Annotated in this window: 10 protein-coding genes; 8 read left to right on the plus strand and 2 right to left on the minus strand. The window is 38.1% G+C overall.

From position 1 onward, the window contains the following. Nucleotides 1–59 precede the first annotated feature (59 nt). Nucleotides 60–1,157 carry a rhamnose ABC transporter substrate-binding protein gene (gene rhaS, locus AC2TDL_RS14810; protein ID WP_484696843.1) on the plus strand — a complete coding sequence of 366 codons (1,098 nt, stop codon included), beginning with the start codon at nucleotides 60–62 and terminating at the stop codon, nucleotides 1,155–1,157. An 83-nt stretch (nucleotides 1,158–1,240) separates the two neighbouring features. Here rhaS and AC2TDL_RS14815 read toward each other — a convergent pair whose 3' ends face one another. Both AC2TDL_RS14815 and AC2TDL_RS14820 read right to left on the minus strand, forming a co-directional pair. Beyond that, nucleotides 1,241–3,508, minus strand: a complete 2,268-nt coding sequence (locus AC2TDL_RS14815) for a stalk domain-containing protein (RefSeq protein ID WP_484696844.1) — start codon at nucleotides 3,506–3,508, stop codon at nucleotides 1,241–1,243. Nucleotides 3,509–3,640: 132 nt separating this feature from the next. Beyond that, a complete protein-coding gene (locus AC2TDL_RS14820; RefSeq protein WP_484696845.1) occupies nucleotides 3,641–4,498 on the minus strand; it encodes an AraC family transcriptional regulator in 858 nt (285 codons plus the stop codon). Between the two features lie 146 nt (nucleotides 4,499–4,644). Between AC2TDL_RS14820 and AC2TDL_RS14825 the strand changes: the two genes are divergently transcribed. The 7 genes from AC2TDL_RS14825 (at nucleotide 4,645) to AC2TDL_RS14855 (ending at nucleotide 13,758) form a co-directional block, all read left to right on the plus strand. Next, nucleotides 4,645–5,937, plus strand: coding sequence for a Gfo/Idh/MocA family protein (locus tag AC2TDL_RS14825; RefSeq protein ID WP_484696846.1), 1,293 nt, complete (start codon nucleotides 4,645–4,647; stop codon nucleotides 5,935–5,937). 19 nt (nucleotides 5,938–5,956) lie between these two features. Continuing rightward, nucleotides 5,957–7,372: a glucuronate isomerase gene (gene uxaC, locus AC2TDL_RS14830; RefSeq protein ID WP_484696847.1), complete on the plus strand. Its 1,416-nt coding sequence runs from the start codon at nucleotides 5,957–5,959 to the stop codon at nucleotides 7,370–7,372. Nucleotides 7,373–7,719: 347 nt separating this feature from the next. Then, on the plus strand, nucleotides 7,720–9,363 hold the full coding sequence (locus tag AC2TDL_RS14835; RefSeq protein ID WP_484696848.1) for a spore germination protein: 1,644 nt from the start codon (nucleotides 7,720–7,722) through the stop codon (nucleotides 9,361–9,363). A 103-nt stretch (nucleotides 9,364–9,466) separates the two neighbouring features. Next, nucleotides 9,467–10,570, plus strand: a complete 1,104-nt coding sequence (locus AC2TDL_RS14840) for a GerAB/ArcD/ProY family transporter (RefSeq protein ID WP_484696849.1) — start codon at nucleotides 9,467–9,469, stop codon at nucleotides 10,568–10,570. Next, nucleotides 10,563–11,756: a Ger(x)C family spore germination protein gene (locus AC2TDL_RS14845; protein ID WP_484696850.1), complete on the plus strand. Its 1,194-nt coding sequence runs from the start codon at nucleotides 10,563–10,565 to the stop codon at nucleotides 11,754–11,756. Before AC2TDL_RS14840 ends, AC2TDL_RS14845 begins: the two co-directional genes overlap by 8 nt. A gap of 197 nt (nucleotides 11,757–11,953) precedes the next feature. Further along, entirely contained in the window at nucleotides 11,954–12,469 is a 516-nt protein-coding gene (locus AC2TDL_RS14850) for a TRAP transporter small permease (protein WP_484696851.1), read from the plus strand. Next, complete coding sequence (locus AC2TDL_RS14855; RefSeq protein ID WP_484696852.1) at nucleotides 12,466–13,758, plus strand: TRAP transporter large permease; 1,293 nt, start codon at nucleotides 12,466–12,468, stop codon at nucleotides 13,756–13,758. Before AC2TDL_RS14850 ends, AC2TDL_RS14855 begins: the two co-directional genes overlap by 4 nt. The last annotated feature ends 25 nt before the right edge of the window (nucleotides 13,759–13,783 follow it).

Genomic DNA, 13,783 nt, shown 5'->3' on the forward strand with positions numbered 1-13,783 from the left:
ACTTTGCGGTGCAAGCCGCTTGGTATAAATTAAACAATAATAAAAAGGGAGGAAATCTAGTGAGAAAGACATTATCAATGATGCTTATGCTTATTTTAGTGGTTTCATTTTTAGCTGCTTGCAGTGGTACAAATTCGAAGGATAATAACACGCAAGGCACGACCAATTCTAATACAAACAGCAGCGCGCAAAACAGCGGTGATAACTCAGACAATTCCTCTGACAAAGCGAGCAAACATGCAATTGTTTTCAAAAATACCGGTAATCCTTATGGAGAAAAAATGATAGAAGGGTTTAAAAAAGCGATGGGTGAGCTTAGTCATGAAGTCATTGAAAAAGCACCAGATCAACCTACTGCCGAAGCTCAAATTCAAATTATTGAAGAATTAATCGCGCAAAATGTTAGCTCAATTTCGATTGCAGCAAATGATAATGATGCTTTGCAGCCAGCATTAACTAAAGCGATGCAAAGAGGAATAAAGGTGCTTTCGATGGACTCCGCTGTAAATGCGGAAAGTCGCTTAGTTCATGTCAATCAAGCGGACCCTGAACGTATCGGCAGAACACTTATTCAAGGAATTTCTGAAATGATTGGCGGAGAAGGGCAAATTGCAATTTTAAGTGCCACTTCTCAAGCTACAAATCAAAATCTATGGATTGAATGGATGAAAAAAGAGCTTGAAAAACCAGAATATGCAAATATTGAGCTGGTAAAAGTAGCGTATGGCGATGATTTGCGCGATAAGAGCGTATCTGAAACTGAAGCATTACTAAAAACATACCCAGACCTAAAAGGAATTATTGCTCCTACCACTGTCGGTATTGCTGCAGCAGGCAAAGTATTAACTGATAAAGGATTAGCCGGTAAAGTGCAATTGACAGGCTTAGGCTTGCCTAGTGAGATGGCAGAATATATTGAAAATGGAGTATGTCAATGGATGTATCTATGGAATCCGATCGATGTGGGCTATCTTGCAGCTTATACTGCTGATGCGTTAGTTAATAATAAAATTACTGGCGCAGTTGGAGAATCATTTGCTGCTGGTGATCTTGGTGATATGAGTATTGTAGAAGATGGAGATGGCACGCAAATTATGCTTGGTGATCCATTCAGATTTGATTCTAGCAACATTGCAGAGTGGAAAGATGTCTATTAATATTTAACAATAAAAAAAGGAAGCCATTGAAATTTTACGACGAGTAGACTTTCAATGGCTTTAACTTTTTCTGCTTTAGCTCATTATTTTTTTGTAATTTCTACGTAAATTTTGTTATTTTCTTTTTTATACGTAACGTTATAGCCTAACTTCTCAGATACGTTTCTTATTGAAACATAAGAGATTCCATTTTTCACCTTAACACCTGTAAAAGTAGCAGTAGTTGAATCCTTTTTAAAGGTTACTGATTTATCTTTACTGTTCCATTGAATTGAGTATCCTAAAGCCTCACCAATTACACGAAGCGGTAAATAAGTTGTTCCGCCTTCAATAAATGCTTTACCAGTATCAGCAGTTTGCTTCACTTCCGTTCCATTGACTGTAACGATGATTTGATCATCAAACTGCAAATCAGTCGTAGATAGGATAAAGCCTTGCGATCCGACAAAAATATATTTTCCAAACGCCTTCACGCCGTCATAAATTTGTTCAGTGCCAAAGAACGATTCTGCTTGCTTTGCTGGTATAGTATGTTTTTTCCACTGTTTTCCGTCCTTAGACGTGTAATAATTTGTAATCTTATAATATTCATCATCAATATATTGAATTGAACGGTTAAACGCTACAAAGTAACCGTCAAATGTCATTATGTTGACTAGCGAGTCGTCTTTTACTACTGAGGTAATATTCGTTTTGCTCCATTTTTTTGCATCTTTCGATAACCACACTTGATCATTTGTATATGGATCAGTAGCAAGATAGGTACCTGCATTATAACCTAGCTTAATGTCACTAATTTTTAAAGTAGTTAATTTTGTCCATGAAGTACCATTTGTTGTTTGCATAAGCTGAGTGTATGGATTACCGTTGTTAAAAATTCGGAATGCACCAATAATACGCTTGCCATCGTTCACCATAGACATTAACCATTTGTTAGGGTCACTTACACTTGTAACCTTGCTCCAATTAACGCCATCTTTAGAATAATAGACTCCTTCAATTTGACTTGAGGCAATAAAATATTTCCCCGACCAAATTAGTTCAGTAAGCATAGTTTGATTATTTTTAAAATACGTTGCTTGCGTCCAAGTAATACCGTCTTTTGAGTAAAAAGCGCCGTTATTGCCTACAGCAACAAATTTATTGTTTCCATATTCAACTGAACTAAAGTATGGGCGATTGTAGTTATCATTAAATGGAAATGGATTTGCGCTATGCCAATTATTTCCGTTATCTGTATAAATGATATTGCCTAGTCCGCCAACGGCTACTGCACGTTTTCCGTTATATGCGATACTTTCAAAATCGACCCTGCTTGTGCTGCCTATCAGTTTATGTGTCCAGTTCATTCCTGTTTTTGAATACATACTATAGACGCTGTTATTTGCAGTAAAACCTATACCTGCAAACCCATCCTTAACAGGATAAATAACGTAATTTTGATGCCCCATCGCTTTTAAATCTTGTTTTGACCAAGATTTTAAATCATCACTTACATAAACAACCTGATGATTGGAGGAGTTTGAGCCCATCGCAACAACTCTTTTTCCATTTGTCGTAATGGAGTAGAAACGAACATTGGCAGGACTGTTAGATAATTTAGTCCATTTTATTCCATCTGAGGATTTGTATATCCCGTCACTAATACCGATATATTGTCCGTTATAGTAGATGATAGTTTCGATATTAGCTTTCGTATCGTAGTTGTTTGAATTCCAGTTTACACCGTCTTTCGACGTATAAATTTTATTTTGCTCATAGGCGATTAAAAAGAATTTCCCATTTACGAATTGCAGAGGGTGATATTGATACGAGTTAAAACTTTTTACTTTCTCCCATTTCGAGCCGTCCTTAGAAGTATAAACTCCTTTTGTTCCTGTTGCTACAAATAGGTTATTTCCATATACAATATATTGAATGGAATCTTCAAAGTTAAATTCTACTTTGCTCCAGGATACAGCGTCTTTTGAGATGAACATTTCTGCTTGAGTATTGATAGCATAGTGATCATACTCAGTATTTGCCCCTGACATAACATAAGTTTTACCGTTCCAAGCTATTGCAGTTAATTGATAGTTTGCAAAACGTGAATAAGAGGTCCAGTCAATTCCGTTTTTCGATTTTATGACTGTGCCGTAACTTCCTACAGCTACATGCTCATTGTTTCCATAGACATAGCTTCTAGGTTGATTAAAAGCGTATTTCCCATTAATTGTCCAATTTTCAACTTGATAGGGATAAGCTTTTAATGTGATACTTTTGACTTCATCAAAATCAGAGGCATATGTACTTAGGCTTAATAGATTCATAGCAGTAAATAAAGCTATTAACGTTGCTATTACTTTCTTCACTATTCTACACTCCTTATAACTTATTTACCCATGATTAAAAGTACATGATATATTGATATTTTTGTAGTAAATAAATGGATTTAGAAGAATTAAATAGTTGGGAGATCATTGCTAATTAGTAAAAGGATTTCTTTATTCGCGAAACTGCGAGCGGTATTCGCGAGGAGAGAGATTAGTATGCTCTTTAAACACCTTTTGAAATTGGGCAAAGCTTCCAAAACCTACTTCTTCGGAAATATCGGTAATCCGCTTATCACTTTCTCGGAGCAATTTTTGTGCTTCCTTCACTCTTGTCATTCCAATATACTCCGTTAAGGAAAATCCAGTTAGTTTTTTAAAGGTTCGACTTAAGTAACTTTCACTTAAATAGAATTGCTGACTTAACTTCTCTAAGGTTAAGTCATCCTGAAAATGAGAGTTAATATATTTTGCAATCTCCATCATTTTCATTTGTGTTGGGGATAGCTCGGAAGTTGCAGAATTATCCTTGTTATGCAATAGACTTCGGGCAGCAAGCAGAAGAAGATTTGTTGTCGTATGTCCGATCGTTAATGTAAAGCCAGGAGAATGCTCGTGAATTTCATGCAGCATTTGGTATAATTGCTGCTCGATTAACCGCTGTTCTTGACGATTAAGCCTTATGACAGGCTGCTCGCTTAAAAATGGAGAGCGTAGCAGTTCTTCTTCCTCTTTAGCAAATCGTTGAAAATAGCTTTCATTAAGATAAATGACGATCCGCTCATGATCAGGAATTCCACTGTCTAACGTTCGGTGTAACACATCGCTAGGAATGATGACGATATCACCAGCATTTATCGTATAAGAGCGATCCTTTATGAAATAGATCCGTTGTCCTGAAAATAAGTAATATAGCTCGTAATGGCTATGGATATGACTTGTTGTCATTGAGAAATGACCTTTTCGCCGATTGTATTCGATATATATATGGTCTAATGGATTGCCGTACAATAAATTATCTTTTAGCTTCATGATTCACACTCTCCTAATGACAAAATATAAGAGGTTTTCTTTAATATTAGCATAATATAAGAAGAAAAAGATGATATTTTGCGGTAAATTTAGTGCAGATGAAAGCAGTTATGTTCAAAAACTATCCATAAAGGAGAGATATTGTCATGGCTAAAAAGAAATATGTACAAGTCGGCATTGGTGGTCGTGCAGAGTTTTTTTATACCGCAATTGCGACAACGTATAAAGAAACATCAGAGCTTGTTGCCTTCTGTGATATTAACCAAACACGTATGGATTTTGCTAACCAATTGCTAGTAGAAAAGTATGGCTATCATCCTGTACGCACATATAAAAGCGAGCAATTCGAAGAAATGATTAAAACTGAAAAACCAGATACAGTTATTGTGACAAGTGTCGATCGCACGCATCATACGTATATTATCCGAGCACTAGAGCTTGGCTGTGATGTCATTACGGAAAAGCCAATGACGGTGGATGAGGAGAAATGCCAGCAAATTATTGATGCAGTTCATCGTACTGGAAAGCAAGTTCGCGTGACATTTAACTATCGTTATGCACCGCATCATACAAAAGCGCGTGAATTAATTGCAAGCGGTGTCATTGGTGATGTAACCTCTATTCATTTTGAATGGTTGCTAAATACACAGCACGGTGCGGATTATTTCCGCAGATGGCATCGTGACAAGCGCAATAGCGGCGGTTTGCTTGTTCATAAATCTACTCATCATTTTGACCTAGTTAACTTTTGGATTGGCTCACAGCCAGATACGGTATTTGCAATGGGAGATCTTCTATTCTATGGCCGTGAAAATGCAGAAAAACGCGGGGTAACAAAGTTCTATGATCGAGCTACCGGAAATCCATTAGCAGAAGGAGATCCGTTTGCCCTTCCACTGGACAGCAATGAACGATTAAAGGCAATGTATCTTGATGCAGAATGGGAAGATGGCTATAAGCGTGATCAAAGTGTATTTGGCGACGGTATATCTATTGAGGATACGATGAGTGTTCTAGTTAAATATAAAAATAAAGCGCAGCTTACTTATTCACTCAATGCATATTTACCTTGGGAAGGCTATAATATTGCCTTTAATGGTACAAAAGGACGAATTGAGATGAAAATTGTTGAGCAGTCCTATGTAAATGCAGGTGGCGACCGCGCACTTGAAGGAGCGGTAAAAGGGGTTAATATTCTCGTGTTCCCAATGTTTGGCGAAGCCTATAAAGTAGATTTTGCAATGGGGGAAGGCGGTCATGGCGGCGGAGACCCTGTGTTGCTTAACGATTTATTTGGCGTTTCTGAATACGATCCTTTCCATCGCGCAGCAAATCATATTGATGGCGCACGCTCTATTTTAACAGGAATTGCAGCAAATAAGTCAATTCGCACAGGCAAAGCTGTAAAAGTAGATGAGCTAGTTAAATTTTACGAATAGTTAAAGGAGGCGACAGACAATGAAACCATTTCTGGATGAGCAATTTCTGCTGAATTCCAAGACAGCAGTTACGCTCTATGAGCAATATGCGAAAAAAATGCCGATTATTGACTACCATTGCCATCTTGATCCTAAGGCGATTTATGAGGATAAACCATTTCAAAACATTACAGAAGTATGGCTATATGGCGATCATTATAAATGGCGGGCAATGCGTGCCAATGGTATTGAAGAGAAGTATGTTACAGGCGGGGAAGGCGTGAGCGATTATGAGCGTTTTCTCGCATATGCTAAAACAGTACCTATGACCATCGGTAATCCATTGTTTCATTGGTCGCATCTGGAGCTTCGAAGATTATTCGGTATTAATGAGTTAATTAATGAAAAAAATGCCCCTCTCATTTGGGAAAAAGCAAATGAGCGGTTGCGTGAGGCAGACTTTACGCCGCGTGGTCTCATTCGTGTGTCGAATGTAAAAGTAGTTTGCACAACTGATGATCCAGCGGATTCACTCCAATATCATCAGAAGTTACTTGCAGAGAAAGATTTAGATTTTCAAGTAAGACCATCGTTCCGCCCAGACAAGGCACTGGAAATTAATCGGGAAACCTTTTTACCTTGGCTAGAGAGGCTGTCTCAGGCAGTGGGCTATCAGCTTTCAGATTATAATAAATTGCTGCAAGCACTGGAAGAGCGAGTTCAGTTTTTCCATGAAACAGGCTGCTTATTGTCCGATCACGCACTAGATAAAGTGATGTACGGCGAAGCGACAAAGGAGCAGGCGGCTGCGATTTATGAAAAGGCGTTGCGCGGGGAAAAAGTATCAACTGATGAGGAAGCTAGCTATAAAACATACACTTTGCTGTTCCTTGGGCGGCTATATGCAGAGCGTAACTGGACAATGCAGCTTCATATCAAAGCGCATCGAAACAATAATTCAGCGATGTATGCGAAGCTAGGTCCAGATACAGGCTATGATTCAATTAATGATGGACCGCTTGCTGAGTCGTTAGTTAAGCTGCTAGATGGAATTGAGCAGGGCGGCGGCTTGCCAAGGACGATTCTTTATTCCTTAAATGCGGCAGATAATGACGTATTGGCATCAATTATTGGCAGCTTCCAAGGAGACGGCATCCCAGGAAAAATTCAGTTAGGCTCTGCTTGGTGGTTTAATGATACGATTGATGGTATGACAGCGCAAATGAAATCACTAGCCAATATGGGATTACTTGCACGCTTTGTCGGTATGCTCACCGATTCTCGCAGTTTCCTCTCTTACCCAAGACATGAATATTTCCGCCGTATTTTATGTAATTTGCTAGGGGAGTGGGTAGAAGCCGGCTTAGTTCCATATGATGAGGAGCTGCTTGGTTCGATTGTAGAAGGGATTTGTTATCGCAATGCGGAAAGCTATTTTAGATTTGGAGTTTCGTAAGAATAGCTTTAATAGAACTCTTTAAATATATTTTAATAAAAAAGCGCTCCCCCTTTATTAACTTAGGAAGTTAACAGAGGGGGAGTTGTATTTTTGTACGTAATCTCTTTCGATTGATCATATCATCCTTCTACTTTCGCAGCGGCGTTCTGCATTGCTCGGTTTAAAATTTTACCCCCATTGTCGCTATGCTTATTTTCGAAAAGCATATAATTTGAATAAACACCTTCAACTAATGTTGTCTATCCTATAGAAAGCAATAGTTGAAGGTGTTTTTATGTATGCTTGCATGTATATGAAAAAATTGGGCAAACTAAGTTCACTTTATAAAAATGAGGATGAATGAGATGTGGAAAGAAATTATCGATCATATTCCAAACTGGAAAATATGGTGTCAAGCTTTTTTTGCGATGGCTATCGCTATTGCAATAAGCATTATACAGAAGCGTCTGTTTACTTGGGGGAAAAATAAAGGGGGTCGGGAGGCGCAAAACGAGCAACAAGCGGAGAAAGAAAAACTATCTGGACAGTTTGATGTCGATGTTGCTGCTATTAAAGAGCGCATTGGCAGTAATAGCGATGTGCAATTTCGCGATTTTCGCATTAGCATCCGCAATAGTCAAGCGTTACTCATTTTTATTGAAGGGATGCAGGATGAAGAGATTATTAGTAAGCAAGTTATGAAAATTTTAATGGATAGTAGTAGTCAAAAAATTGAAAGCTATACTTTGCAAAGCAATAGCCCAGAATTCACGGCATACATTAAGCAGAAGCTGCTGCCTGTCACTAAAATACGAGAAGTAGAGGACCTTGAAGAATTAGTAGAATCTATTTTGTTAGGACATAATGCCCTGCTTATCGATGGAATGCCTCATGTGTTGTTAGTAGGTGAACCAAAGCCTAAAGTAAGAACTATTAATGAGCCTATTTCGGAATCATTATTGCGCGGTCCTCGAATTGGCTTTACAGAGGTGCTAAGTGAAAATACAGCATTGCTGCGTCAGCATGGGCGCAGTGCAGATATGCAATTTACCGTGGTTAAAGTAGGAAATCTTATTAAAAAAAATCTCGTTATCGTCTATATAAAGGGGATTGTTAATCCAGAGCTGCTAAAAGAGGTAGAGACTCGGATTGCTAACCTAAATCATGATTTTTTTGCAGAATCAGGGTATATCGAGCAATTGATTGAGGATAATTGGCTTAGTCCGTTTCAGCAGGTGCAAAATACTGAGCGACCTGACCGTGTAATTAATGCTTTGCTAGAAGGTCGAATTGCAATATTGCTTGATGGAACCCCATTTGCACTCATCGTACCTGCAACCTTTAGCATGCTGCTCCAATCCCCGGAGGATTATTATGAACGGTGGCTGCCTAGCTCTTTAATCCGAATGTTACGATTTTTTGTTGCTTTTCTCGCATTAATGACACCAGCTTTATATATTTCTTTTATTTCATTTCATCCTGGGTTAATTCCTACAGAGCTGACGATTACCATTATTGAAACTAGACAGGGGGTACCATTTCCATCCCTTATCGAAGTATTAATTTTAGAAATTTCCCTTGAAATATTACGCGAAGCCGGTCTTCGTTTACCGAAGCCGATTGGACCAGCAATGGGGATCGTCGGAGGTTTAATTATTGGCGATGCAGCAGTTCAAGCGGGAATAGTTAGTCCAATTCTTGTCATTTCGGTAGCTGTAACCGCTATCTCATCCTTTGCAATCCCGGTATACAGTGCAGGTATAACACTGCGTATGCTGCGATTTACAGGTGTGATATTTGCTGCTTTAATGGGAATGTTTGGCACCATTTTGTTCTTTTTGCTTATCTGTTCCCATGTAACGAAATTAAAAAGCTTTGGTGTTCCTTATGTGACGCCAGTAGCCCCATATCGCTTAAATGATTTAAAAGATTTGATGATTCGTGCTCCAATTACACTAATGAAAAGCAGACCGAGTATGATGAAGACGAAAAATAACAAGCGAAAATAAGTAATTAAAAGCTTATGGATGATTTCCAAAAAATCGTCTGTACTAAATAACCTAATGTAAGCAAATAATTATTTATTTCCAAGATAAGCAGCAGGAGGCTTATATGTTCACACGATCAGATGACAAAATTACAACGCCTCAAGCATCGGTATTTTTAACCAACGCTGTATTAGGGGCGGGAATATTAACAATGCCGCGAGTCATCTCTACTGCAACGAAAACACCCGATGCTTGGCTTTCAGTATTAGTTGGCGGTTGCATTATCATTACCTTTATCATTGTTATGGTGAAATTAAGTCAACAGTTTCCAGGTAAAACTGTATTTCAATATTCATCAACCGTTGTAGGACGAATACCTGCAATGTTTCCTTGTCTGCTCCTAATCGTCTATTTTCTTTTTATTGCTAGCTTTGAAATTCGTGTGCTAGGCGAGGTAACATTATTTTTTTTACTGGAAGGAACCCCGATGTGGGCAATCCTTATTCCATTTATTTGGGTAAGTGCCTATTTAATATTAGGCGGTATTAATGCAATTTCTCGCTTGTTTCAAATTATTTTGCCGATTAGTTTGTTTGTGTTAATTACTTCTTACTTGTTAAGTTTAAAACTATTTGATGTAAATAATCTTCTTCCTGTTTTAGGGGATGGTTATGTTCCAGTATTAAAAGGAGCTAGATCTACCGTGTTGGTATTTTCGGGAATTGAAGTAATCATGTTATTGGTGGCTCATATGGATCATCCAGAGCAAGCGCTCAAAGCAATGATTACAGGAATTAGCATTCCGACCATTATTTATTTTTTTACTGTTGTTTTTGTTATTGGTGGAATGTCAATCGAAGCAATTGCAAGCAGTACATGGCCTACTATTGATCTGCTGCGTAGCTTCGAAGTAGCGGGTTTGATTTTTGAACGATTAGAATTTCCGCTGCTTGTTATTTGGATAATGCAATTGTTTTGCAATTTCAGTTGTTATTACTACAGTGCCTCTCTTGGCATTTCTCAGTTGGTTAACATAAAATTCAGACCTGTTGTATTTGCTTTAATTCCGATTATTTACATATTGGCGGTCAGCCCAAAGCGGATAAATGAGCTGTTTGCAATTGGTGATTTTATTGGCTGGATGGGAGTCTGTATGTTTTTTCTCATTCCACTGCCGCTTTCGCTCATTTGGCTAATCCGCAAAAAAGGAATGAAGTCTAATGAATAAATTGGGAGCAATTAGCATATTGCTCGTATTTGCGCTATGTCTAACTGGTTGTTGGAGCAGCAAGGAGATCGAAGAAAGAAGTGTATATGTTGGTCTAGCTATTGATGCTGCTAAGAAAACGAAAGAGAAAAAGCAAATTGAGTCTATGGGAGGAATTACTTCTAGCGAGCCATTGCTAACTACAATGATTCAAATTGTTCCGTTAAAATCTGTTCAACCGGGTGAACAAGGGGGAGGCAAAGGCGACGGAGCGGTAAAAAAATATCTTAATGATTACGAGACAGGCGATTCGATGTTCGAAATTATGCGCGCCTATTCATTGCGTCGCGATCGCACCGTAATTGGACATCATTTAAAGGTTATTGTTATTTCAACGGAGGTGGCTAAGCAGGTAGAGATCGAGGCGCTGCTTGACTTTATTTGGCGCGATAATGATATCAGACCTAGCTGCTTGGTGTTTTTATCAAGGAGCAGGGCTGAGGAAGCGTTGCAAAGTGATCAACCTGATGAGATACCAGCATTTCATATTGCTGCGATGGTTCAAAATAAATTTAGAAACAATAAAATTATGAAGGGAGTTACATTGACCAATCTTCATCAATATATCAATTCAAAACAAAGCTTTATTTTGCAAAATATTGCGGCGACGAAAGGGGAAACTGAATTTTCTGGAGCAGGAATTATTAGCGGCAGCACTGGCAAATGGCTTGGTAATTTAGATCAAGATGATGTTAGCAGCATTTCTTGGATACATGGAGATAGTAGCGGTGGCTTATTAAAATCTAAAAATGATAAAGGTCATACGATTTTGTACGAGATAAAATCAACTAAAAGTAAAATAGTGCCAAAGGTTGAGGGGGAAAATGTTAACTTTCATATTGATATTCAGTCAAAAGGCAGACTCATCGAAAGCTGGTCACCGGATCAAGATTCCTCGAAATTTCCTTTTCTGCTAGAGGCTGAGGAAATATTTGAAAAAGAGCTTGAAAAAATGCTGCAAAAGACGATCGACAAGCTGCAGAAGAAGTACAAGGTCGATGTTGCTGGCTTTGGCAATCGCTTGCGGATAACCCATCCACAAGCATGGAAAAAACTTAAGGATAACTGGGATGAACATTTCAGTTCAGCAAAAATAACACTCAGCATAAAAATGGAGATTACAGATTACGGATCTTCAACAGAATAGCGTGTTGAAGGAAATAAGATAAAGCAAGCTTGCTCTAGATAGGGCAAGCTTGCTTGCGTTTTAATCTTAAATGAAATTCAAAAAACAAAAAAAACACAAAAATAGGTAAAATGGGAGCTCTTTTTTTTCCATTGTAAGAACATAAAATTAAAATTGCAGATCTGTAATTTGAAGCAATGAGGGAGGGATATTGCTTAATGAGCAATTTATATTCCAAAATGAGATCCATTGCAATTTGGATTGATAAAGGAATAGAAACGATCGCCGTATCATTTGTTGCCTTAATGACATTAGTTGTAACGTTGCAGGTTATTACGCGAAAAGTATTTAATTTTGTATTTTTTTGGTCAGAGGAAATCACATTGCTGTTATTAATTTGGTTTTCATTTTTAGGAATAGCTATCGGATTCCGCGATTCCTTGCACATTGCGATGGATGCTTTTGCCAAGCGCCTTCCTAAATGGTTCAACCTTTTTTTAGATGCTTTCATTGCATTATGTAATTTTGTGTTTGGAGTCTTTCTTGTTGTAAATGGCTGGCAGTTTACTCGCTTGATGTATTATAACACGATGTCTGCAACAGGATGGTCTAGCAGTGTAATGTATATCATTATGCCAATTACTGGAATTATGATATGTATTTATTCCGTTCTTCATTTGTTCAGAGTTGATACAGTACAGCACAAAAATTTAGATGAGGAGTTGGGTGAATGAGCACCACGCTGTCAATGATTGTGCTAATTGTTAGCTTTGTCGTTTTAATTTTATTAAGATTTCCAATAGCAATGGTGTTAGCGCTTTCATCTCTGCTAACTGCTTTTACATTAGATTTACCGCTTGCGGTTATCGGTCAGCGAATGGTTCAAGGGTTGAATTCCTATTCACTATTAGCGATCCCATTTTTTATTTTGGCAGGGCAAATCATGAGCGAAGGCAAGCTGGCACTTCGTTTAATTAATTTAGCCCAGCTTGTAGTTGGAGCAATCCGAGGTGGACTTGCTTTAGTCAATTGCGTAGCATGTATGTTGTTCGGCAATATTAGCGGTTCAGCTGCTGCAGATGCCTCTTCTGTTGGTTCTGTTATGATTCCAATGATGAAAAAGAAAAAGTATGACAGTGATTTTTCTGTAGCGGTAACTTCCGCAGCAGCAATTCAAGGTGTTGTTATGCCGCCAAGTCATAATATGATTCTTTATGCAATTGCTGCCGGTGGAGTGTCGATTTCAAGTTTATTTCTAGCGGGTATCGTACCATGCTTATTATTGCTTGTTTCTCTAATGATTACATCATATTTTATTGCCAGAAAGAGAAATTATCCAAAAGGCGAGCCAGTGAAGCTTAAGGAAGTTCCTAAAATTATAGCTGACGGAATTCTTTCAATGTTTACTGCCGTTATTATTTTAGGAGGAATTTTTTCAGGCTGGTTTACTGCCACTGAATCTGGAGCAATTGCATGTGTTTATGCGTTTATTTTAACATTTTTCATATACAAGGACTTGCCTTTATCGCATGTTAAAGTGATTTTCTTAAAAACATTCCGTACAGTTTCAATGGTTTTATTTTTAATCGCTGCCTCCAGTGCATTTGCTTGGGTTCTTACTTATTTAAAAATTCCTGCAATGCTGACGGATGCTTTACTAGCGTTATCCGATAATCCATATATTATTTTGCTAATTATTAATGTTTTGCTATTACTGCTTGGAGCGCCATTAGATATGGGACCGCTAATTTTAATTATGACGCCAATTCTTTTTCCGGTTGTAACACAATTAGGAATGGATCCAGTTCATTTTGGCATAGTGCTTATTCTTAACTTGGGGATTGGCTTAATTACGCCGCCAGTAGGAACGGTGTTATTTGTCGGCAGTGCAATTGGCAAGGTTAGTATAGAAGCTGCGACCAAGCGGTTGATTCCATATTTCTGCGTAATGGTCATTGTGCTGCTAATCATTACTTATATACCTAGCATAGCATTATGGCTGCCAAATTTGGTTAACGGCTAACCTATTAAAAGAGCTTATTAATCTT

This window comes from Paenibacillus sp. plas6 (assembly GCF_057221655.1).